Annotated in this window: 17 protein-coding genes and 1 pseudogene; 11 read left to right on the top strand and 7 right to left on the bottom strand. The window is 72.3% G+C overall.

Annotated elements, in window-relative coordinates; all coding sequences use genetic code 11:
* Positions 1-131 precede the first annotated feature (131 nt).
* Positions 132-1304 carry an acyl-CoA dehydrogenase family protein gene (locus tag ACSMXV_RS08950; protein ID WP_473177165.1) on the top strand — a complete coding sequence of 391 codons (1173 nt, stop codon included), beginning with the start codon at positions 132-134 and terminating at the stop codon, positions 1302-1304.
* A gap of 554 nt (positions 1305-1858) precedes the next feature.
* Here ACSMXV_RS08950 and ACSMXV_RS08945 read toward each other — a convergent pair.
* Positions 1859-2287 carry a hypothetical protein gene (locus ACSMXV_RS08945; protein WP_181657145.1) on the bottom strand — a complete coding sequence of 143 codons (429 nt, stop codon included), beginning with the start codon at positions 2285-2287 and terminating at the stop codon, positions 1859-1861.
* A 288-nt stretch (positions 2288-2575) separates the two neighbouring features.
* Here ACSMXV_RS08945 and ACSMXV_RS08940 point away from each other — a divergent pair, with 288 nt between their 5' ends.
* The 4 genes from ACSMXV_RS08940 to fxsA all read left to right on the top strand — a co-directional run bounded on the left by ACSMXV_RS08940 (position 2576) and on the right by fxsA (position 6906).
* Positions 2576-3016, top strand: a complete 441-nt coding sequence (locus ACSMXV_RS08940) for an Lrp/AsnC family transcriptional regulator (RefSeq protein ID WP_473177164.1) — start codon at positions 2576-2578, stop codon at positions 3014-3016.
* A gap of 163 nt (positions 3017-3179) precedes the next feature.
* A complete protein-coding gene (locus ACSMXV_RS08935; protein ID WP_473177163.1) occupies positions 3180-4820 on the top strand; it encodes an amidohydrolase in 1641 nt (546 codons plus the stop codon).
* A gap of 592 nt (positions 4821-5412) precedes the next feature.
* A complete protein-coding gene (locus ACSMXV_RS08930) occupies positions 5413-6204 on the top strand; it encodes a polyprenol monophosphomannose synthase (RefSeq protein ID WP_473177162.1) in 792 nt (263 codons plus the stop codon).
* Between the two features lie 114 nt (positions 6205-6318).
* Complete coding sequence (gene fxsA, locus ACSMXV_RS08925; RefSeq protein ID WP_473177161.1) at positions 6319-6906, top strand: FxsA family membrane protein; 588 nt, start codon at positions 6319-6321, stop codon at positions 6904-6906.
* Between the two features lie 234 nt (positions 6907-7140).
* Here fxsA and ACSMXV_RS08920 read toward each other — a convergent pair whose 3' ends face one another.
* The 4 genes from ACSMXV_RS08920 to yczE all read right to left on the bottom strand — a co-directional run bounded on the left by ACSMXV_RS08920 (position 7141) and on the right by yczE (position 10598).
* The gene (locus tag ACSMXV_RS08920; protein WP_067283835.1) at positions 7141-7515 is read right to left on the bottom strand and encodes an RNA polymerase-binding protein RbpA; all 375 of its coding nucleotides are present in this window, start codon (positions 7513-7515) and stop codon (positions 7141-7143) included.
* A 255-nt stretch (positions 7516-7770) separates the two neighbouring features.
* Positions 7771-9108, bottom strand: a complete 1338-nt coding sequence (locus tag ACSMXV_RS08915; RefSeq protein ID WP_473177160.1) for an MFS transporter — start codon at positions 9106-9108, stop codon at positions 7771-7773.
* 102 nt (positions 9109-9210) lie between these two features.
* On the bottom strand, positions 9211-9978 hold the full coding sequence (locus ACSMXV_RS08910; protein ID WP_473177159.1) for a glycerophosphodiester phosphodiesterase family protein: 768 nt from the start codon (positions 9976-9978) through the stop codon (positions 9211-9213).
* Positions 9975-10598, bottom strand: a complete 624-nt coding sequence (gene yczE, locus ACSMXV_RS08905) for a membrane protein YczE (RefSeq protein WP_473178865.1) — start codon at positions 10596-10598, stop codon at positions 9975-9977. Before yczE ends, ACSMXV_RS08910 begins: the two co-directional genes overlap by 4 nt.
* 230 nt (positions 10599-10828) lie before the next feature.
* Here yczE and ACSMXV_RS08900 point away from each other — a divergent pair, with 230 nt between their 5' ends.
* The gene (locus ACSMXV_RS08900; RefSeq protein WP_473177158.1) at positions 10829-12328 is read left to right on the top strand and encodes an SCO1417 family PLP biosynthesis transcription factor; all 1500 of its coding nucleotides are present in this window, start codon (positions 10829-10831) and stop codon (positions 12326-12328) included.
* Positions 12329-13257: 929 nt separating this feature from the next.
* Here ACSMXV_RS08900 and ACSMXV_RS08895 read toward each other — a convergent pair.
* Together ACSMXV_RS08895 and ACSMXV_RS08890 are read right to left on the bottom strand one after the other, a co-directional pair.
* Positions 13258-14764, bottom strand: a pseudogene (locus tag ACSMXV_RS08895) (hypothetical protein); the annotation flags it as partial.
* Positions 14765-14813: 49 nt separating this feature from the next.
* The gene (locus ACSMXV_RS08890) at positions 14814-15008 is read right to left on the bottom strand and encodes a hypothetical protein (protein ID WP_067283828.1); all 195 of its coding nucleotides are present in this window, start codon (positions 15006-15008) and stop codon (positions 14814-14816) included.
* A 383-nt stretch (positions 15009-15391) separates the two neighbouring features.
* Here ACSMXV_RS08890 and ACSMXV_RS08885 point away from each other — a divergent pair, with 383 nt between their 5' ends.
* The 5 genes from ACSMXV_RS08885 to ACSMXV_RS08865 all read left to right on the top strand — a co-directional run bounded on the left by ACSMXV_RS08885 (position 15392) and on the right by ACSMXV_RS08865 (position 21459).
* Entirely contained in the window at positions 15392-15817 is a 426-nt protein-coding gene (locus ACSMXV_RS08885) for an ankyrin repeat domain-containing protein (protein ID WP_473177157.1), read from the top strand.
* A gap of 318 nt (positions 15818-16135) precedes the next feature.
* Positions 16136-17554 (top strand): HEAT repeat domain-containing protein, encoded by a 1419-nt coding sequence (locus ACSMXV_RS08880; RefSeq protein ID WP_473177156.1) that lies wholly within the window; start codon positions 16136-16138, stop codon positions 17552-17554.
* Positions 17555-18311: 757 nt separating this feature from the next.
* Positions 18312-19436: a glycosyltransferase family 4 protein gene (locus tag ACSMXV_RS08875; RefSeq protein ID WP_473177155.1), complete on the top strand. Its 1125-nt coding sequence runs from the start codon at positions 18312-18314 to the stop codon at positions 19434-19436.
* Complete coding sequence (locus ACSMXV_RS08870) at positions 19433-20608, top strand: glycosyltransferase (protein ID WP_473177154.1); 1176 nt, start codon at positions 19433-19435, stop codon at positions 20606-20608. Before ACSMXV_RS08875 ends, ACSMXV_RS08870 begins: the two co-directional genes overlap by 4 nt.
* A complete protein-coding gene (locus tag ACSMXV_RS08865; RefSeq protein ID WP_473177153.1) occupies positions 20605-21459 on the top strand; it encodes an SGNH/GDSL hydrolase family protein in 855 nt (284 codons plus the stop codon). Before ACSMXV_RS08870 ends, ACSMXV_RS08865 begins: the two co-directional genes overlap by 4 nt.
* The last annotated feature ends 68 nt before the right edge of the window (positions 21460-21527 follow it).

Here is a 21527-nt window from a genome sequence, read left to right as displayed (position 1 = left end):
GCTGAGGCGTGCTGAGTCTTCCGGGGCCGGTGACCCGGCGGCTGCCGCCGTCGGACCCGGACCCGTCGGCGGCGCCGCCACACCCCGTGCGCGCGTCCGCCGCAGTGCCCGACAGGGAGGAGAGCGTCGCCATGCACGACCGCGCCCCGCAGCCGGTGGACCGTCAACTGCCCACGGACGAGGCCCGGGATCTGTTCTCGCTCGTACGTGATCTCGTACAGCGCGAGATCGCCCCGACGGCGGCCGAGGAGGAGGACGCCGGGCGCTTTCCGCGCGGAGTCTTCACCCTTCTCTCCGAGTCAGGACTGCTCGGACTGCCCTACGACTCCGAGTACGGCGGCGGTGACCAGCCGTACGAGGTCTATCTCCAGGTCCTCGAAGAGCTTGCCGCCGCGCGCCTGACGGTCGGCCTCGGCGTCAGCGTCCATTCCCTCTCCTGCCATGCGCTCGCGGGCTACGGCTCCAAGGAGCAGCAGAACGAGCATCTGCCCGCGATGCTCGGCGGCGGTCTGCTCGGTGCGTACTGCCTGTCCGAGCCCGCCTCCGGTTCCGATGCGGCGTCCCTGCGGACGAAGGCGGTACGGGACGGCGGGGACTGGGTGCTCACCGGCACCAAGGCCTGGATCACGCACGGTGGTGTCGCCGACTTCTACACGGTGTTCGCCCGCACCGGCGCCGAGGGCAGGCACGGCATCACGGCGTTCCTGGTGCCCGGGGACGCCGAGGGCCTGAGCGCCGCGGCACCTGAGAAGAAGATGGGCATGAAGGGCTCGCCCACCGCTCAGCTGCACTTCGACGGCGTGCGCGTGCCGGACACCCGCCGCATCGGCGAGGAGGGTCAGGGCTTCGCGATCGCCCTGTCCGCACTCGACTCGGGGCGGCTCGGCATCGCGGCCTGCGCGATCGGTGTGGCTCAGGCGGCACTGGAGGCAGCGCTGGCCTACGCCACCGAGCGCCGGCAGTTCGGCCGCCCCATCGCCGACTTCCAGGGGCTGCGGTTCATGCTGGCCGACATGGCCACGCACATCGAGGCGGGCCGGGCCCTCTACCTCGCGGCGGCCCGTCTGCGCGATGCGGGCAAGCCCTTCTCCAAGCAGGCCGCCATGGCGAAGCTGCTGTGCACCGACACCGCGATGCAGGTCACCACGGACGCCGTCCAGGTGCTCGGCGGCTACGGCTACACCACCGACTTCCCCGTCGAGCGCTACATGCGCGAGGCGAAGGTGCTGCAGATCGTCGAGGGCACCAACCAGATCCAGCGCATGGTCATCGCGCGTCACCTCGCGGGACCCGAGTCCCGTTGAACTGTCCGGCCCTGACCAGGGGCGCCGCGAGCCGTACCCACTCCGGGTCGTGGCGCCCCGGCAGCGTCTTGCCCCGGTTGGCCCAGGACGTCAGCAGGGCGCGATAGATGGGCGGGTCCTGCGGCTGGGGCGGCCGGGGAACCGATTCTGCGAGCGCGGGGACCACAAGGCGGCGACGGCGGCCTGTCGCGGAATGGGGAGGGGTCATACCGGGCCAACGCCCGGACGGGCGGACAGGTCACCGGCGGGAGGAATCGACTCTCCGTTCAGGTCCTGCCCGCGTCGGGCCGGCCGAGCTGTGGCACTGGACCCTCATCGTCCGTGATGCTGAGCGTCGCCTACCGCCACATGCAGCCATGGCGAAGTGGCCGTGCCCAGGGGTCCGGACACACTGATCCTGCACCACGGCAGGGTCACTGCGATGGCGCAGGACAGCTACGGGGGCCGATCGGCTACAGGGCCGATCGGCTGGGCGAACTGATCAGGTACTGAAACGGGCCGCTGTTGAGGCCGGATCAGGCGACCACCGGCGGGCGCGGGCCGCGGGACCGCGCCTACGCGGCAGGGCGGCGGATCGCCGGCATCCGGATCGGGCGCGAGCCCGGGCCGCCGACGTGCGAGAACGGCTGCGTCCGCCAGTTCAGCCCCTGAGGGAGCGTCAGGAGGAGGCCGGTCTCCTGTTCCTGAGCCTCCATCGACTCGTCGGCGGGCCGCGCGTCGGACGCCCAGCGCCCGGTGCCGGCGCAGACCGTGAGTCCGAACGGGTTCCACGGAGAGGCGCACAGCGCATGCTCGGGCAGGACGTCCTCGTCCGCCAGCAGGGCGATCGGCTGGGCGCAGTCCGGGCAGATCACCCGGTACATCTCCAGAGTGTCGTAGGTGTCGAGCTCGTCCTCGACCGGTTCGACGCCCTCCGGTGCGGGCTCGATGACCGGCTGCTGCCTGCTGCGGGCAGGGCGACCGGGACGCTTCAGACTCTGCATGAACTCCCCCTCGGGTGGGCCGGCAAGGCGCTGCGGCCTGGACCACAGCAAGCACTTCCCGCCTGGTCGTATGGGTAATCGCGCCCAACCCTCGGACACGGTCACAGTGCTGTGGTATTCGTCACATGCCGGTTGCAGATGCCGAAACCTCGAACGCCGCGAGGTGCCATGGGCGGCCGGGAGCCCGGAAACCGGGGGAAAAACGGGGGGATGGTCCGGTGGTTGGGCCATCCTCCGCATAGCCGCGCATGTATCCCGGGGGATCATGCGCACTGTAGCTTTTGCGCCATGGAGGAGCTGGACCGTCAGATTGTGCAGCTGCTCGTCAAGGACGGGCGGATGAGCTACACCGACCTGGGCAAGGCCACTGGTCTTTCCACGTCGGCCGTGCACCAGCGGGTGCGCCGGCTGGAGCAGCGCGGCGTCATCCGCGGCTATGCCGCGGTCGTCGACCCGGAGGCCGTCGGACTGCCGCTCACGGCCTTCATCTCGGTGAAGCCGTTCGACCCCAGCGCGCCGGACGACATCGCAGACCGGCTCGCGGGCGTCCCGGAGATCGAGGCCTGCCACAGCGTCGCGGGCGACGAGAACTACATCCTCAAGGTGCGCGTGGCCACCCCGCTCGAACTGGAACACCTCCTCACCCGCATCCGCTCCCTGGCCGGCGTCTCAACCCGCACGACGGTGGTCCTCTCCACCCCGTACGAGGCAAGACCCCCCAGAATCTGACCGGACACCGTCGCACTGTTGTGGGCAGTCGTTCCGCTTGGCTGGGGGCGCCTCCCACGCCCTTAAGGCAGTGGGGGAGGGTGGGCACAACCGCCACGTCGTAGGGCGCCCCGACGTGCAACCCGACGAAGGGGCCGGGGGCACAGGGGGAGAGACTGTCCCCATGAGCAAGAGCCCCACCAGTCGCAGAGACCATCGCACCGTGCTGCTGCGCCGCGGCGACATCCACACCCCTGCCGACCCCTTCGCCACCGCGATGGTCGTCGAGCGCGGACACGTCGCCTGGGTCGGCTCCGAAGGGGCCGCCGACGCCTTCTCGGACGGCGTCGACGAGGTGATCGACCTCGACGGCGCCCTGGTCACCCCGGCGTTCACCGACGCCCACGTACACACGACAGCGACCGGGCTCACCCTCACCGGCCTCGACCTGACCGGTGCCCGCACCCTCGACGAGGCGCTCGCACTCGTACGGGAGCACGCCGCCGCACGTCCACACGACCGGGTCCTCCTCGGCCACGGCTGGGACGCCGCCCGCTGGCCGGGCGGACGCCCGCCGTCCCGCGCCGAGCTCGACGAGGCGACCGGTGGCCGCCCGCTCTACCTCTCCCGCATCGACGTCCACTCGGCGGTCGTCAGCACGGCGCTGCTCGACCTCGTGCCCGGTATCGCCGAGCGGGCCGGATACGAGCCCGACGCGCCGCTCACGCGCGACGCCCACCACGCCGTGCGCGCCGCCGCCCACGCCGCGGTCACCCCCGAACAGCGCAGGGAGGCCCAGCGCGCGGCCCTGCGGCACGCCGCGTCGCTCGGCATCGGCTCCGTACACGAGTGCGGTGGCCCCGACATCTCCAGTGAGGACGACTTCACCGGACTGCTGCGGCTGGCAGCCGAAGAGCCCGGGCCGCGCGTCGTGGGCTATTGGGCCGAGCGGGTCGCGGACGCGCGGGACGCCGGGAAGGTCAGGGAACTGGGCGCGATCGGCGCCGCGGGCGACCTGTTCGTCGACGGCGCCCTCGGCTCGCACACCGCGTGCCTGCACGAGCCGTACGCCGACGCCGGCCACACCGGCGCCGCATACCTGGACGCCGCGGCCGTCGCCGACCACGTCACCGCCTGTACCGAGGCCGGGCTGCAGGCGGGCTTCCACGCCATCGGCGACGCCGCCGTCACCGCGGTCGTCGAGGGCGTGCGCGCCGCCGCCGACAAGGTCGGACTCGCCCGTATCCGTGCAGCCCGTCACCGCGTGGAGCACGCCGAGATGCTCACCCCCGAGACCATCGCGGCCTTCGCCGAACTCGGCCTCACAGCCTCCGTCCAGCCTGCCTTCGACGCGTTGTGGGGCGGCGAGGACGGGATGTACGCACAGCGCCTCGGCGCCGCACGCGCGCGTACCCTCAATCCGTTCGCGGCCCTCCTGCGCACGGGTGTCCCGCTGGCCTTCGGCTCCGACAGCCCCGTGACGCCACTCGACCCGTGGGGCACCGTCCGCGCCGCGGCCTTCCACCACACGCCGGAGCACCGGGTCTCGGTGCGCGCCGCGTTCACCGCCCATACGAGAGGCGGCTGGCGGGCCATCGGCCGGGACGACGCGGGGGTCCTGGTGCCGGGCGCTCCCGCGGACTACGCCGTGTGGCGCACCGGCGATCTGGTCGTCCAGGCGCCCGACGACCGCGTTGCACGCTGGTCCACCGATCCTCGCTCCGGCACCCCTGGCCTGCCGGATCTCTCCCCGGGCGCCGAACTGCCCGTCTGCCTGCGCACGGTGGTGTTCGGTCAGACGGTCTTCGTACGGCCGGACGAGTGATGTACGCGGAAGGCCCGCGGTCGATCTTGGAGCGCCGTCCCGTTGTGCGACCTGCGTATCCTCGCCATTGACCTGCTAATTCGGGGAATCTACGCAGCTCGCACGGCTGTTGACAGAGAGCTGCGGTCGGCCGGTAGGTTCTGCCGGGTCCACCACTGGACGTCCGACGGGGAACCTCCACGCAGTCGTCGAACGCGGCTGGGTCATGGGGTGGTGTGCCGCACCGGCGCACCACCACTGGGAGCCAGTCCCAGCGCCCGCGCCTCGGGGGCGAGGGAACGTTCCTGCCGGATGGGGGTCCCTCCCTGCTCCTCCAGAGCCTGGGGGAAGGTGCGACCCGGGTGGGGCCCGGATGCTCAGTAGACAACGGCTTTCGGTAGATCCGCAGCCAGCGGGTCCCAGGTCGGCCCGAAGGGCGCCGGGCCCCGATCCGCAGCGGGGCCCTACCGGGGATTTGCCGTTCTCTTTCCTGGTTCTTGTTCTCTTCCCTGGTTCTTGTCGTATCGACACCCCCACAACGGCCCGCTGACCACGACGGCGCAGGCAGTGGCCACTATGGTGGTGCTCTGCGTACAGATGTGAAGGGGCAGCAGTGAACGACGGTGATGAGAGCGCACGCGTGGCGGCGCAGGGCCGGAAGTTCGGTCCCCTCGGCACGGCCTTGGTGATCATCCCGACGTACAACGAGGCGGAGAACATCAAGTCGATCGTCGATCGGGTGCGAGCCGCCGTGCCCGAGGCGCACGTCCTCGTCGCCGACGACAGCAGCCCCGACGGAACCGGTGAGCTCGCCGACGAGATCGCCGCCGGTGACGACCACGTCCAGGTGCTGCACCGCAAGGGCAAGGAAGGTCTCGGCGCGGCCTACCTCGCCGGCTTCCGCTGGGGTCTCGAGCACGGCTATGGCGTACTGATCGAGATGGACGCCGACGGCTCCCACCAGCCCGAGGAGCTGCCCCGGCTGCTCACCGCGCTCAAGGGCGCAGACCTGGTGCTCGGCTCCCGCTGGGTGCCCGGCGGCCGCGTCGTGAACTGGCCTCGCTCTCGCGAGTTCCTCTCCCGTGGCGGCAGTACGTACTCGCGGCTGCTGCTCGACATCCCCATCCGGGACGTCACCGGCGGCTACCGTGCCTTCCGCCGCGAGACCCTCGAGGGCCTCGGCCTTCGCGAGGTCGCCTCGCAGGGCTACTGCTTCCAGGTCGACTTGGCACGTCGTGCGGTCAAGGCCGGTTACCACGTCGTCGAGGTGCCCATCACCTTCGTCGAGCGCGAGCTCGGGGACTCCAAGATGAGCCGGGACATCGTCGTCGAGGCGCTGTGGCGGGTCACGGCGTGGGGCGTGGGGGAGCGGGTCGGCCGCCTGCTGAGCCGTAAACACGCCTGAGCCTCTGCATCACCGTGTCCCGGCGGGGCCTCGGCGCCTCGTGCGGTCGGCCGGTCGCTCCCGTCGACCGGCCTCTTACGCGGGTCTGAGCCCGGCACCGGCACACTGGGGGGCATGACGACTGGCGCACCGCCTCCCACGAACCCCGCTCAGCCCCGCCGCTCCCCCCGGCCGCGTTCCTATCTGCCGCTCGGCATCGCCGCGTGGCTTGTGCTGGAGATCTGGCTGCTGACCGTCGTGGCGGACGCGGCAAGCGGGTTCACCGTCTTCCTGTTGCTGATCGCCGGGATCGTGCTGGGATCCTTGCTCATCAAGCGCGCCGGACGCCGGGCCTTCCGGCGGCTGAGCGAGGCGCTGCAGCAGCAACAGCAGACGGGTGCCGTCCCTGCGGGTGACCGGCGCGGCAGCGGCAATGCGCTGACGATGCTCGGCGGGCTCCTGCTGATCATGCCCGGCCTGATCTCCGACGCCCTGGGCCTGCTCTGCCTGCTGCCGCCGGTCCAGAAGGCGCTGAGCCGGCGCGCGGAGCGGACCTTCGAGCGGCGGCTGCGGGCTGCCCCGCCCGGCAGCCTGGGAGACGCCTTCCAGCAGGCCCGTATGCGCCGGCCGGACGGCAAGGTCGTCCAGGGCGAGGTCATCCGCGACGACGCACCGCCCACGTCTCACCCGGACGCCGGCCCCAGGCCGCCCTTGACGCCCTGACCGCAGCGCGGCCCGAACGCCGGCCCGCGGCTGCCGCTGGCGCCCTGACCGCAGCGCGGCCCGGGCGTCGGCCCGCCAGCGCCGCCGGCGTCCTTACCGCAGCCGGTAAGGACGCAGGTCCGCGACCTCGGCTGACACCGTGCCCGAGGTCGGGCAGACAGAAGCCGCGGCGGCCACACCAAGGTGTGGCCGCCGCGGCTGTGTGCCTTCGGCGGTCGCCTGGCCCCCTTCGGGTCAGGCGGACTTGCGGCTGTCCCGCGGGTGCACGGCGATGTTCATGGCGCCGGAGCGGAGAACGGCAAGCCGCTCCTCGAGAACCTCTTCCAGCTCCTCGCGAGTGCGCCGCTCCATCAGCATGTCCCAGTGCGTACGCGCAGGCTTCGCCTTCTTCTCCTCAGGGCCGTCGCCATCCACCAGGAGTGCCGTGGTCCCGCAGACCTTGCACTCCCACTCCGGCGGGATCTCCGCCTCGACCGAGAAGGGCATCTCAAAGCGGTGTCCCTTCTCGCATGCGTACTCCACGGCCTGGCGCGGGGCCAGGTCGATGCCGCGGTCCGTCTCGTAGCTGGTCACCACGAGGCGCGTGCCGCGAAGAGCTCGCTCACTCATGAATCGTGCCTCCCGGGCTTGTCGCCCACAGGACAGGTGTCGCTGTCGTCGTCATCCGGTCAACGTCCGGTCGGCGGTAAAGATTCCCGATCTGGGTCATGCGTCGCCGTCGTAGCCGCCCCTTTTTGTACCCACCGACGCCCGGTTTGTCACATCTGGCAGCAGATGTCACCCAGCGCTCATCAAGCTTTGTCGCGCAGTAACGGTCCGCCTGGCAGGCCAAACGCGTACACTACCGCCCTTTGCCGCCCGGTGCTAAATCCGCTCGGGAACGGGGTTGCCGACATCCTGGATCGCCTGCCGCACGGGAACCCGCGCGAGCAGCACGAAACCGAGCACGAAGAAGAGCACCAGCGAGATGATCGCGTCCCGATAACTGCCGGTCAGCTGGTACGTGAGCCCGAACAGCAGAGGGCCGAGCCAGGACATCCCGCGGTCGCTCATCTCGTACGCGGAGAAGTACTCGGCCTCCTTTCCGCGCGGCACGAGATGTGAGAAAAGCGACCGTGACAGCGCCTGGCTGCCGCCGAGGACCAGGCCGATGCCCGCCGCGAGCACGAAGAACCAGGCGGGCGTGCGCGCGGGCAGGAAGTAACCGGCGCCGATGGTGACGGTCCAGGCGACCAGCGAGCCGAGGATCGTCCGCTTGGCGCCGTACCGCTGGGCCAGCCGGCCCATGCCGAGCGCGCCCGCCACGGCCAGCACCTGCACCAGCAGCACCGCGACGATCAGCGTCGACTGGCCGAGCCGGAGCTCCTGGGAGCCGTAGACCGACGCCTGCGAGATCACGGTCTGGATTCCGTCGTTGTAGACGAGATACGCCAGAAGAAAGGCGAGCGTGCGGGGATGCCGGCGCATATGGCGTACGGTCGCGGCCAACTGCCGCCAGCCGTGGGTGGACGCCTGGGTGGCCGGCGCCCGGCGGTCGCGCAGCCGCCGCAACGGGATCAGCGTGAAGGCGCCCCACCACACGCCCGCCGAGGCCAGACAGATGCGTACCGCCATCCCCTCGGACACCCCGAAGCTGTCATGGGCCGAGAAGAGCACCAGATTGGCGACCAGGACGAGTGCGCCGGAGGCGTAACCGAAGGCCCAGCCGCGTGAGGACACGGCGTCGCGCTCCTCGGGCGTGGCGATCTGCGGCAGATACGAGTTGTAGAGCACCATCGAGACCGCCAGCGAGGCGTTGGCGACGATCAGCAGCGCCCCACCGAGCAGATAGCGGTCGCCGGCCAGGAAGAACATGCCCGCCGTCGCCGCCGCGCCCACGTAGGCGGCGGCCGCGAGCAGTGGCTTCTTACGGCCCGTACGGTCGGCGGCGGCGCCCGCCAGCGGCATCAGAAGGATCGACAGGATCACGGATGCGGACACGGAGTACGCGAAGAAGGAGCCGGCGCGGACCGGGATGCCCAGCGGATGCACGAAGCCGTCCGTGTCCGCGGCCGACTTGGCGACCTCGGTGAGATAGGGGCCGAGGAACACGGTGAGGACGCTCGTCGAGTAGACCGAGCACGCCCAGTCGTAGACGTACCAGCCGCGCTGCTCGCGCCGCCGTGCGGCTCTCTCGTCGTCGCCGTTCCCCGCCGTCTGCACGGCGTCGGCTCCCGGTCGTGTCCCCACCCGTGCCCTCGCTTCGCCCTCGGTCTCCCCGTACGCGGACGCCGGGCGCGCGGGGAACCGTCAGACCTGGGCCGCTCAGACCCAGATCCCGCGGTCCTTCATCACGTCGCGCAGCGTCTCGATGTGATCGGTCATGATGCCATCCACGCCCAGGTCCAGGAGCGCGCGCATCCGCTTCGCCTCGTTGATGGTCCAGACATGGACCTGCAGCCCGCGCGCGTGGGCCTCGCGCACGAACCGGTGGTCGACGACGCGCACACCGGACTGTGTCTCAGGGACCTGAGCGCACACCGCGGAGCGGCGCACCGCGGCCGGGACGCCGATCGACCGCAGGCGCAGCCCCAGCACACCCCGTGTGCCGTACGACGTCGCAAGACGCGGGCCCGCGATGCGCTGCGCCCGAGCCACCCGCGCCTCCGAGAACGAGCCGACGCAGATGCGGTCCCACGCGCGCGTGCGCTCGATCAGGTCCACCAGCGGGAGCAGTGCGGGGTCCGCCTTCATATCGACGTTCCAGCGCACGTCGGGGAAGGTCTCGAGCAGTTCCTCGAAGAGGGGGACCGGTTCGGTGCCCGCCACGCGCGCGTGCTGTACCTCGCTCCACGGGAGGTCGGCGATGCGGCCGCCCGCGTCCGTCACCCGGTCCAGCGTCGCGTCGTGGAAGGCCACGAGCCTGCCGTCGGATGTGGCGTGCACATCCGTCTCCATGTAGCGGTAGCCCAGTTCGACCGCGTGCCGGAAGGCGGCCACGGTGTTCTCCAGACCGCCGGCTGCTCCGCCGCGGTGGGCGAAGGCTATGGGCCCCGGATGGTCGAGATAGGGGTGGCGTGTGGCTGTGGTCACTGATGGAGTATCGCTCCGTTCGGTGGCGAACCGGCAACGACTGTGCTGCCCGCCGGTGCCGTGGGGACGGCAAAGACGCGCAGGAACACCTGGGCGAGAGGGCCGATCGACAGCGCGTACAGGACCGTTCCCACGCCCACCGTGCCGCCGAGGACGAAGCCTGTCGCCACGACCGCGACCTCGATGGCGGTGCGGACCAGGCGGATCGAGCGGCCGGTACGCCGGTGCAGGCCCGTCATCAGGCCGTCCCGCGGGCCGGGGCCGAACTTCGCCGCGATGTAGAGGCCGGTCGCGACTCCGTTGAGCACGATCCCTGCCACGAGCAGCGGAATCCGTACCGTCAGGCTGTGCGCGTCGGGTACCAGCGCGAGGGTTCCGTCCATCGCGATGCCGATCACGAACACGTTCGACACGGTGCCGAGGCCCGGGCGCTGCCGCAGCGGAATCCAGAGCAGCAGAACTGCGGCGCCCACGATGATCGACACGACGCCGATCGTCAGCCCCGTGAGCTCGGCCAGGCCCTGGTGCAGCACGCCCCACGGCTCCAAGCCGAGACCGGACTCCACAAGGAGCGCCGAGCTCACGCCGTACAGCGCGAGACCGACGTAGAGCTGGAGCAGCCTTCGTAGGAGATGCCGCGGCTTCGGCGTGAGATCCGTTGCCGGAGCCGGATCGGTGGGGCCGGGCCCCTCGGAGCTCTCGGGGCCCTGAGGGCTCTCAGAGCTCCCGCGTGCTGACGTCGTGGACAAAACATGCCCCCCTGCTGGTAGTAGTGGACCGGTCCGTGACACTCTGTGGCTTGGAAACGCATGCCATCCATGGCCAATTCGGGGAAGGTGGACTGGAAATCATGGCGCACTGGACTTCCGCAGTGGGGTCGGTGCAGCTCGCCCGGCTGCTCACCTCCCAGCAGGCCCGTCCTGCGGGCCCCGGCACCCGCAGGCCGCCCGCTTACCGTGCACTCGCCGACGGCATCCGGGTGCTGGTCCTCGAAGGGCGCGTTCCGGTCGCCGCGCGCCTGCCCGCGGAGCGAGAGCTGGCCCTCGCGCTGGCCGTCAGCCGCACCACGGTGGCCGCGGCCTACGAGGAGCTGCGCAACGAAGGGTTCCTGGAGTCCCGCAGGGGGGCGGGCAGCTGGACCGCCGTACCGGCCGGGAACCCTCTGCCCGCGCGCGGGCTCGAACCCCTGCCCCCCGAGGCGCTCGGCTCCATGATCGACCTCGGCTGCGCCGCGCTGCCCGCACCCGAGCCGTGGCTCACCCGGGCCGTCCAGGGCGCGCTGGAAGAGCTGCCGCCGTACGCGCACACGCACGGCGACTACCCGGCGGGTCTGCCCGCACTGCGCGAGATGCTCGCCGACCGGTACACCGCCCGCGGCATTCCGACCATGCCCGAACAGATCATGGTCACCACCGGGGCGATGGGAGCGATCGACGCGATCTGCCATCTCTTCGCGGGCCGCGGCGAGCGCATCGCCGTGGAGTCGCCCAGCTACGCCAACATCCTCCAGCTGATGCGGGAGGCCGGCGCCCGCCTCGTCCCGGTCGCCATGGCCGAAGGGCTCGCCGGCTGGGACATGGACCGCTGGCGCCAGGTGTTCCGCGATGCCGCGCCCCGGCTCGCCTACGTCGTCGCCGACTTCCACAATCCGACGGGCGCCCTGGCCGGCGAGGACCAGCGGCGACGCCTCGTCGACGCGGCGCGCGCGGCGGGCACCGTGCTCGTCGCCGACGAGACCATGAGCGAGCTCCACCTCGACCCAGGGCTCGAGATGCCGCGTCCCGTCTGCGCGTTCGACCCTGCGGGCTCGACGGTGATCACCGTCGGCTCGGCCAGCAAGGCGTTCTGGGCCGGCCTGCGCATCGGATGGGTGCGCGCCGCACCCGATGTGATCCGCAGTCTGGTGGCGGCCCGCGCCTACGCGGACCTGGGCACCCCCGTACTGGAGCAGCTGGCCGTGAACTGGCTGCTCAGCACCGGCGGCTGGCAGGAGGCCGTCGACCTCCGGCGCGGCCAGGCCCGGGAGAACCGTGACGCCCTTGTCGCCGCCGTGCGCCGCGAACTGCCCGGCTGGGAATTCGAGATCCCGTCCGGCGGACTCACGCTGTGGGTGCGCGCGGGCGGCCTGTCGGGGTCGCGACTCGCCGAGGTGGGCGAGCGGGTGGGGGTACGCGTACCTTCCGGGCCCCGCTTCGGCGTCGACGGCGCCTTCGAGGGCTACGTACGGCTGCCGTTCACCGTCGGCGGCGCCGTGGCCGACGAGGCGGCCACGCGACTGGCGGCAGCGGCGCGCCTGGTCGAGAGCGGCGCGACGACCGGGACGGAGGCACCGCGAACGTTCGTGGCCTGAGCCCGGGCGGGCTCGGCTTGGTGCTCGGGCGCCGGCTGGCCTGTGACGGGAGGCTGCCCGGCCCTTGGATCGGTGATCGCGGCATCGCTGGGAGACGGGTCGGTCGGACGCGCCCTTTCGAGCGAGGCGCGGCGATCTGGACTGAGGCGTGTGGACGCTTGGGTCGCAGCGTCCTCAGCGCTCGGCTCCTGCTGCCTCAGCGACGGGTGCCGTGGCGACGGCCGAATTGCCGATCGCGGGATCGTTGACGGCCGTTTCGGCGATGGCGGATTCGCTGACCGGGGCGTCGGCGCCCACCGGTTCGTTGAACACCGGTTCGGTGGCCGGCAGTCCGGAGACCTGGGATCCGGATACGGGCGAGCCGGACACTGGTGACTCGGTCGGCGATCCGGCGACCGGGGATCGCCCCCCGGCCACCGGATTTCCGGCCGCCGTCTCCCTGACGTTGCCCTGTCCTGCGGCCGCCCTGGTGGGGGCCGGCCCCGCCGGGCCGGTATCCGTGGTCCCAGCCTCTGTGATCCGGTTCTCGGCTGCGGCTGCGGCTGCGGCGACCGGCCTGGGCTCCTCAGCCGCCGGGCCACGAATCTGCGTGGCGGGGACGGCCGACCCGGCCCGGGCCGTATCCCTGGCCGCTGTTCCTGTGACGCGGCTAGGGGCGGCTGCTGCAGCGGCGACCGGCACGGGCTCCTCGGCCGTTCCCTCCCGCACCTGGATGGCTGTGGCGGCTGCCCCGACGGGCACAGTGTCTCCCGCGCGCTCTCCGGCAGCCGTCTCCGCGAGGGCTGACGCGAACGCCTCCTCCGCCACGACTGCCCCCACCCCGACAGGCTCCACCCCTCCAGCGGCTGTTTCGGGCGTGGCCGCCCCCGCCTCGTCCGCCCCCGCCTCGTCCGCCCCCGCGTCGTCCGCCCGCGCGTCGTCCCCTCCGACGCGCTGCGGCAGCAGATCCATCACCGCCCTCCGGTGGGACTCGCTGGTCGCGTCGTCGTACGGGTCGGGTGTGGCAGGGACCTGCAGGCGGTGTACCGAGCCTGCGCCCAGCCGGGCGTAGCCGCGGCCCGGGGCCATGTCCGTCGTCGGGGTGGTGTGCGGCGGCACTCCGAGGACGCCCTCGATCTGGTCCGGTGTGGCGGGGCCGAGGACGACCCGCGCGCGCGTGTGCTGGCGTACCGGCTCGCTCAGGGCGTCGAGACTGTCGAACTGGTCCGCGACGACGACCGTCACGTTGGCCGCCCGCCCGTGCCGGAGGGGCACGTGGAGCAGGCTCTGCGGATCCCTGCGGCCGTCGGCGGCCGCGAGGTGACCGAGGATGCTCGGCCGGTCGAGGAGGATCCACAGCGGGCGCTTCGTGTCGGCCGGGGCCGGCTGACCCGCCTGGCGTGCCCGATTGGCGGCGATCAGGCGCCGCTCCGTCTCGTGTGCAGCCCATTCCAGGCTCGCGGACGCCCCGGCGAGCCCGCACTCGACGGCCAGGACGCCGCGGCGTCCGGTCAGACAGGCGTACTCGCCCGTGCCGGTGCCCTCCACGATCAGCACGTCACCGTGTTGCAGGGCTTGCAGAGCGATCGAGCGCAGCAGGGTCGTCGTGCCGCTGCCGGGCTGGCCGACGGCCAGCAGATGCGGCTCGGTGGAGCGGATGCCGGTGCGCCAGACGACCGGCGGCACGTCGCGCTGCTTGTCCCCGACCGCCACGGGAAGCGTCCGCGGTACCCCCGACGGGTCGGTGAAGCCGAGCACCGTCTCACCAGGCGTCGTGACGAAGCGCTGAGCCGCGATGTGCGTCGGCAGCGGCGGCAGCACCGACACGGTCAGCTGGTTGCCCTCCTCGTCCCAGTCGAAGCGGTACTCGCGGCCACGGCCCGACTTCGCGTGCACCAGGTGCTCGATCCGCGCGCGGGACTCGGCCTCGCCGTCCGTGAAGTACGCCGGGTAGCGGATCTCGAGCCGCGAGAGACGGCCTGCCTCGTCGAACTCGTACGAGCCGAAGGCCTTGTTCCACTCGCCGCCGTGCGCGTAGAGCGGGCTCGGGTCCTCGGGGACCGAGAAGTACGGGACGAGCGCGTCGTACAGCGAGGTGAGCCGCTTCAGCTGCGGTGCGCCCGGGCCGTTCGCGGATGCCTGGCCGGCGCGGTCCCGGCCCGTCCAGGCCGCCGCTGCCAGCAGAACGACACCCGTCAGCAGCGGACCGTAGGGGATCAGCGCGACGACGAGGAGAAGAGAACTCACCAGGAACACGAGCGGCCCGCGACGGTCCTTCGGCGTCGCAGCCCACTTGCGACGCCCTGCCGCGGCCAGCCGGCGCAGCCCACGGGTGACCGTGATCAGCGGGTGGAGGACGTCGCCGACCCCGCGGGCCGCCGACCGTGCCAGCTCCCGGCCTCGGACGAAGTGGGCGCTGCCGCTGCTCAGCATGCGAGGGAGTACGCGCCGGGACACGTCTGTCTCCTGAGGGTGCGTTCGAGAGGGTGCGTACCGGGCGGGACCGTCAGAACTTGATCCCGCCCAGCAGGCTCGCCAGGCTCGCACCACCGGCCTTGATGCTGGGGGCGATGGCCGTGCTGGCGAGGTAGAAGCCGAAGAGGCCGCAGACGACCGCGTGCGTGCCCTTGAGCCCGTCCTTGCGGCAGAAGAGGACGACGATGATGCCGAGCAGTACGACGCCCGAGATGGAGAGGATCATGAGAGGTCTCCTGGTCAGTGGGGACAGTCAGGACAGTCACCATGAGTACTTCCAGGCTCACAGCATGTATCCATACGATAAAAGGTGCAACTGGGTGAAATTCCGTTGATTTCCATCGGTTGGCAGGGTCGGGCTGCGCCACCCGGGCGGGCCTCGGGATGCGAGCGGCCCTTGGATGATCTTTGCCTCGGTCCGGGCCGGGCATGTGCCCGAAGGGGCAGTACGCTGGCGATTCATCCGTACGAGTGCCCGGCCGTACATCCTCCGTGCACTCGAGGCGCGCACCCCTGAAGCGCGCGTTCGCACGGGCATCAGGAAGCTTGCACCCTGACGACCTTGCACATCCTGACAACGCACACGCAGCCGAAAGGTGGTCCCGGCCGATGAGCGCTGAATCCTCCCCCGGAGCAACCCCCGGATCGCCTGTCCCCGACCCGGAGGTCGTGGAGCTGGCGACGAAGATCTTCGATCTGGCGCGCCAGGGCCGGACCGAGGCGCTCGCCGCATACGTCGACGCGGGCGTCCCGGCCAACCTCACCAACGACAAGGGCGACACCCTCGTGATGCTGGCCGCCTACCACGGCCACGCGGACGCGGTCCGTGTCCTGATCGAGCGAGGCGCCGAACCCAACCAGGCCAACGACCGCGGGCAGACGCCGCTCGCGGGCGCCGTCTTCAAGGGCGAGGAGGCGGTGATCCGGGTGCTGCTGGACGCCGGCGCCGACCCCGCCGCCGGCACGCCCTCGGCTGTCGACACAGCCCGCATGTTCGGCAAGACGGACCTGCTCGAACTGTTCGGGGCGCACTGAGGCGCCTTCTCGGAGTGATCGGGGCGCACTCAGCCGCATGATCGGAGTGATCAGGGCACACCGAGCCGTCGGAAATGTGGTCGCGGGCGGCATAACCGCTGGGTCATCATGACGTCGTGGTTCACGGACGCGACGACTGGGCAGGTGTTGCCGCACCGCGCGGACCGTGAGCGGCCCCGCTCCCGGCGGGCCACCGACGAGAGGCAGAGGAAGATGGTCTACAGCAAGCAAGAGACGGCGGGCGCCCCGACGTGTTGTCGCGCAGCCAGGTAGTGCGGTATCCCCGGTTGCGTCGACGCTTGATGTGAGGCTCCTTCCATGTTCGATCCGGTCATAGCGCCCAGCGGTACGCTGCTCGGCCTGCTCCAGCGGGGCCGCGGCGACGGCACGCTCCACGCACTCACCGCCCCGCGCGCCGAGGCGCTCGCGGCGCTGAACCACTGCGTGCTGAATGACCCCCGCCACGACTGGCAGGTGGAGAACCGCTCCCTGTACTACGCCCGCCTCTTCCTCGACCTCCGTGGCGAGCTCGACGAGATCGAGCGGCACCTCTTCGCCGCGGACGACGTCCTCGAGACGGACGAGTCACGCACCGGGCTCTCGCTGGCGGTGCTCGGTCACCTCGCCTCGTACGGCAGGCGTGACGCGCTCGCACTGCTGCGGCGGTACGCGGCCTGCGGCACCAACTGGGCCTGGGCGCTGGACGAACTCGCGCTGCGCGACGACGACGCCGGGCTGCGCGCCCTCGCCCTGCCCGTCCTCGCCCGCTTCCCAGCGACCCCCGAGGGTGATGCCGAACTCGCCACCGCGGTCCGGGACGCCTTCGAACCGCGGCCGTGGCGGCTGTGGGCCGACGACCCGCGGGAAGCGATCGCAGCCCGGGTGCGGGCGGCGGGGGAGAAGGGTTCGTTCGACCGCTGGCAGCGGCAGCTGACGCCGACCGGACCGCGCCCCGGCTGGAGCGTGCAGGCGGTCTTCGACTGGGCCCAGCAGGGCATCGAGCGCGGCTCGATGCTGCACGTCCCGGCCGCGCGCTGCCTCACCGCCGTCGCCGGCCCCGACGACCGGCCGGCGATCATCGAGGCCGCGCGCAGCGGAAACGACGGAGCACGCTGCACGGCCCTGCGCTATCTGGCCTCCGCCCAGGATCCCGCGGCGCTCGACCTGATCGAGGCGGCCGTGGACAGCCCGTCGCGGCTCGTGGTGGACGCGGCCGTCGATGCCTTCGAACGAATGCGCAGCGTCGCCGCGGTGGAGCGGGCCAGGCGCTGGGCGGGCCGCCCGGACATCCTGGGAGCGGCCGCCGGGCGGATGCTCGCCTGCCGGGGCGGCATGGAGGACGGCCACCTGGTGCTCGGCGCGCTCCGGGAGGCAGTGCGCGGCGACGGCCCGGACGCCCCCACGCTCGGCAGCCTCATCGACGGGACCGGACGGCTCGGCATCGCCTGCGCAGCCCCCGTCCTGCGGCACATCTACCGCGAAACCGCCTCGTCCCATCTCCGCGGCCGCGCCGCCCGTGCGCTGGCCGCCACCGACCCGTCCTTCGCCGCGGGCTTCGCCGTCGAGTGCCTCTGGGACTGCGAGGAATCCACCCGCGAACTCGCCGCCCGGCACGCCGCGACCGGCGACGCGCGCGTCGTCGACCAGCTCAGGAGGCTCGCCTCCGACCCGGCCGAGGAGGCGGAGGTACAGACCGCCGTGCGCAGCAGGATCGGGCCGGACACGCCGGCCGTGTAGCTCCACCGGCTGTGGGCCGGCGCTCCGGCCGCATGGCACCACCGGCCTTGTAGCCCCACCGGCTGTGGGCCGGTCGCTCGGGCCGCGTAGCGCCGCAGGCCGCACGGTCACGGCACCGCCACGGCTTGTGTTGCGCCGCCGACCGCACGGTCACGCCACCGCCATCGCTCGTGTTGCGCCACCAGCCGCACGGGCACCGGTCGTGCACCGTCACCATCCGTGTTGGGCCACCGGTCGCACCTTCGCGGCACCGCCACCGCCCGCGATGCGCCACGGCCGCACCGTCACCGGCCGTGCCGTGCACCGTCACCGTCCGTGTTGCGCCCACCGGTCGCGCCGTCACGGCACCGCCACCGCCCGCGATGCGCCACGGCCGCACCGTCACCGACCGTGTCGCGCACCGTCACCGTCCGTGTTGCGCCCACCGGTCGCGCCGTCACGGCACCGCCACCGCCCGCGATGCGCCACGGCCGCACCGTCACCGGCCGTGCACCGCCGTCGGCCCCACCGTCACGCCACCGCCCGCGATGCGCCACGGCTGCACCGTCGCCAGCCGTGCACTGTCACCGCCCGTGCACTGTCACCGCGCGTGCAATGTCACCGCCCGTGCCGCGCCCCCGGCCGTGTGGCGCCGACGCACCAACTGTCCCAAGTGCCCGGCGTTCCCGCAGCGGTGCAGGCGAACGCTCATGGGACGTTCCCCGGCAGGAAAGATCCACGTTGACGTGACCACGCCCCGCGCGTGGAGAACACGGGTATGCGTGTCGTCATCGTCACCGAGTCCTTCCCGCCCGATGTCAACGGCGTGGCCCACTGCGCCCTGCAGACCGCCCGGCACCTCGCCGCACGCGGTCATGACCCGATCGTCGTCGCCCCGGCCACCGGGGCCGGCACCGGGCCCGACGCCTTCGCGCCGTGCCCCGTCATTCGGGTCCCGTCCCTTCCGCTTCCTGGGTATCCGCAGGTCAGGGTGGCGCTGCCGAGCCGTCGGGTGGCCGCGGCGCTGATCTCCCACCGGGCCGACGTAGTCCACCTGGCCAGCCCCTTCGTGCTGGGTGTGCGCGGCATGGCCGCCGCCGGGCGCCTGGGGATCCCCGCCGTCGCCGTCTACCAGACGGATCTCGCCGGGTACGCGCGCACCTACATGGGCGCCGGCGAGGCCGCCGCCTGGCGGCGCATACGCAGCGTCCACGCCGCGGCCGACCGCACCCTCGCGCCCTCCACGGCCGCCCTGCGCGACCTCGAGGAGCACGGAATTCCCCGGGTGCGGCTGTGGGCCCGCGGCGTGGACACCGAGCGCTTCCAGCCGTCGCTGCGCGACGAGGCGCTGCGCAGGGAGCTGGCTCCCGGTGGCGAACTGATCGTCGGATACGTGGGACGGCTCGCCCCCGAGAAGCAGGTCGAACTGCTCGCTGCGGCCTCCCGGCTCGGCGGTGTGCGGGTCGTCGTCGTGGGCGACGGGCCCAGCGAGACCACACTGCGCGAGGCCATGCCGAACGCCGTCTTCCTCGGTCGCCGCACCGGCGACGAACTGGCGCGGATCTTCGCTTCGCTGGACGTGTTCGTGCACACCGGACCGTTCGAAACCTTCTGCCAGACCGTGCAGGAGGCCATGGCGAGTGGTGTCCCCGTCATCGCCCCCGCGGCGGGCGGACCCCTCGACCTCGTCGACCACGGGCGGACCGGGATACTCGTGCCGCCGCGCGACGAGGCCGCCGTGCGCGACGCGGTGTGGTCCCTGGCCGCCGACCCCGAGCGGCGCGCGGCGTACGGGGCCGCGGGCCGCGCCACGGTCGAGGGCCGCACCTGGGCGGCCGTCGGCGATCAGCTCATAGACCACTACACCGACGTGCTCCAGGCACGGACGGCGGTGGCGGCATGACGGCCTCGGCATCGCCCCTGCGCATCGTGCGCCTGGCGAACTTCGTCGCACCCTCCTCGGGCGGGCTGCGGACGGCACTGCGGGAGCTGGGCACCGGCTACCACGCCGCCGGGCACGAGCCCGTGCTGATCGTGCCCGGCGACCGGACCGACGACCGCGACACCGACCAGGGACGTGTCATCACCGTGCCGGGGCCCCTGCTGCCCGGCACCGGCGGCTACCGGGTGATCACCGACCGCAGGCGACTCACCCGGCTCCTCGAACAGCTCGCCCCCGACCGGCTCGAGGTGTCCGACCGGACGACCCTGCGCTGGACGGGAGAGTGGGCGCGCCGCGCCCGCGTTCCCGCCATGATGGTCTCCCACGAGACCGCGCACGGCGTGCTGCGCACCTGGGGCCTGTCGGAGGGAGCGGCGCGGCGAGCCGCCGACGCCCTCAACCTCCGCACCGCGCGCGCGTACACGCGTGTCGTGTGCACCACGGAATGGGCTGAGCGCGAGTTCATACGCATCGGCGCGCGCAACGTCGTACGCGCCCCGCTCGGCGTGGACCTGGAGCGCTGCCATCCCGGTCTGCTGGATCCGCAGCTGCGCGAGCGGCACGCGCGCGCGGGTGAGGCACTGATCGTGATGTGCTCGCGGCTGTCCGTGGAGAAGCGGCCGGGCACGGCGCTGGACGCCCTGGAGGTCCTGCTCGGCAGGGGCCAGCGGGCGGTGCTCGTCGTGGCGGGCGAAGGCCCGCTGCGCGCCCGGCTCGAACAGCGGGCCCGTGAGCGCCGGTTGCCGGTGACCTTCCTGGGCCACGTCGGGGACCGCACGGCTCTCGGGGCCCTGCAGGCCTCCGCGGACGTGTGCCTGGCGCCCGGGCCCGCCGAGACGTTCGGGCTCGCGGCACTGGAGGCGATGGCCTGCGGCACCCCGGTCGTGGCCAGCGCGACGTCCGCCCTCCCGGAGATCGTCGGCGCGGCCGGCGCCACGGCGGCGGACACGGGAGCGGCCTTCGCGGACGCCGTGCAGGGCCTCCTGGAGCGCCCGGAGACCGAGCGCCGCGAGGCGGCACGCGCGCGTGCCGAGTGCTTCGGATGGGACATCGCTGTCCGGGCGTTCCTCACGGCGCACGACGCACCGGTCCGGGTACCGCGGGCCGGTGAGCGCGTGGGAGGCATGGCATGAGACGGGTCCGCTTCGCCGCGCTCGGGGACTCGCTCACCGAAGGAGTGGGCGACCGGGTGAAGGACGGGTGGCGGGGCTGGGCCGCGCTGCTCGCCGACGGGCTCGGCCCCGACGGAGCCCCGGTGGAATTCCGGAACTTCGCGGTCAGCGGTGCGCAGACTTTGGACGTCCTCGAACGCCAGACCCCAGCCGCACTCGCTCTGCGGCCGGACATCGTTTCCGTCCTGGTCGGCGTCAACGACACCCTGCGCTGCACCTTCGACATCCACGCGGTCGCCACGCGCCTCGACCAGGTCTACGCGGCCTTCGCGGCCCAGAAGGCGGTGGTGCTCACCGCCTGCCTGCCCGACCCCGGCGCGATGCTCGGCCTGCCCGGCGTGCTCGCCCACCCGCTCGCCCGCCGTCAGCGTGCGGTCAATGCGGTCGTGCACGCGCTGTCCGAGCGCTACGGCGCCGTCCATCTGCATGCCGCGGAAGGCGACTGGATCACCGACCGTGCGATGTGGAGCGCGGACCGGCTGCATCCCGGCGAGCGCGGTCACCGGGTGCTTGCCACGCGTTTCCACGCGGCGCTCGCTGCCAACGGAGTCGCCGTCGGTCGTCAGCCCTCGGTCGAGCCTGAATTCCCGCCGCCCACGCGGTCCGCCAGTCTGCTGTGGCTGGCCACCGCGGGGACAGGCTGGGTGGCGCGCCGGTGCACGGATCTGCTGCCGCAGCTCCTCAGGCTGGCCGCCGACGAGGTGCGGCACCGGGCGCGAGGCACGAGTGCCCGGCTGGATCTGCGGGCCTCCCATGCGGTGGCGGCCGCGCTGGCGGCGCTGTCGACCGCGGAGGCGGCGGATGCCGCGTGAGCATCCCTGGCGTCAGCCGGGGGAGTCGGCCTCGGATGAGCGATTACCTTCGGCGGGACGAGCGCGGC

This window comes from Streptomyces sp. DSM 42067 (genome assembly GCF_055792885.1).
Note: the sequence above shows the minus strand (reverse complement) of the source record. Positions and strands in the feature narration are given on the sequence as shown.

Excerpts from the sequence above, each read along its gene's own strand:
- ACSMXV_RS08950 (WP_473177165.1), top strand. The coding sequence starts at position 132 with ATGCACGACCGCGCCCCGCAGCCGGTGGACCGTCAACTGCCCACGGAC.
- ACSMXV_RS08945 (WP_181657145.1), bottom strand. The coding sequence starts at position 2,287 with ATGCAGAGTCTGAAGCGTCCCGGTCGCCCTGCCCGCAGCAGGCAGCAG.
- ACSMXV_RS08940 (WP_473177164.1), top strand. The coding sequence starts at position 2,576 with ATGGAGGAGCTGGACCGTCAGATTGTGCAGCTGCTCGTCAAGGACGGG.
- ACSMXV_RS08935 (WP_473177163.1), top strand. The coding sequence starts at position 3,180 with ATGAGCAAGAGCCCCACCAGTCGCAGAGACCATCGCACCGTGCTGCTG.
- fxsA (WP_473177161.1), top strand. The coding sequence starts at position 6,319 with ATGACGACTGGCGCACCGCCTCCCACGAACCCCGCTCAGCCCCGCCGC.
- ACSMXV_RS08920 (WP_067283835.1), bottom strand. The coding sequence starts at position 7,515 with ATGAGTGAGCGAGCTCTTCGCGGCACGCGCCTCGTGGTGACCAGCTAC.
- ACSMXV_RS08900 (WP_473177158.1), top strand. The coding sequence starts at position 10,829 with ATGGCGCACTGGACTTCCGCAGTGGGGTCGGTGCAGCTCGCCCGGCTG.
- ACSMXV_RS08890 (WP_067283828.1), bottom strand. The coding sequence starts at position 15,008 with ATGATCCTCTCCATCTCGGGCGTCGTACTGCTCGGCATCATCGTCGTC.
- ACSMXV_RS08885 (WP_473177157.1), top strand. The coding sequence starts at position 15,392 with ATGAGCGCTGAATCCTCCCCCGGAGCAACCCCCGGATCGCCTGTCCCC.
- ACSMXV_RS08880 (WP_473177156.1), top strand. The coding sequence starts at position 16,136 with ATGTTCGATCCGGTCATAGCGCCCAGCGGTACGCTGCTCGGCCTGCTC.
- ACSMXV_RS08875 (WP_473177155.1), top strand. The coding sequence starts at position 18,312 with ATGCGTGTCGTCATCGTCACCGAGTCCTTCCCGCCCGATGTCAACGGC.
- ACSMXV_RS08870 (WP_473177154.1), top strand. The coding sequence starts at position 19,433 with ATGACGGCCTCGGCATCGCCCCTGCGCATCGTGCGCCTGGCGAACTTC.
- ACSMXV_RS08865 (WP_473177153.1), top strand. The coding sequence starts at position 20,605 with ATGAGACGGGTCCGCTTCGCCGCGCTCGGGGACTCGCTCACCGAAGGA.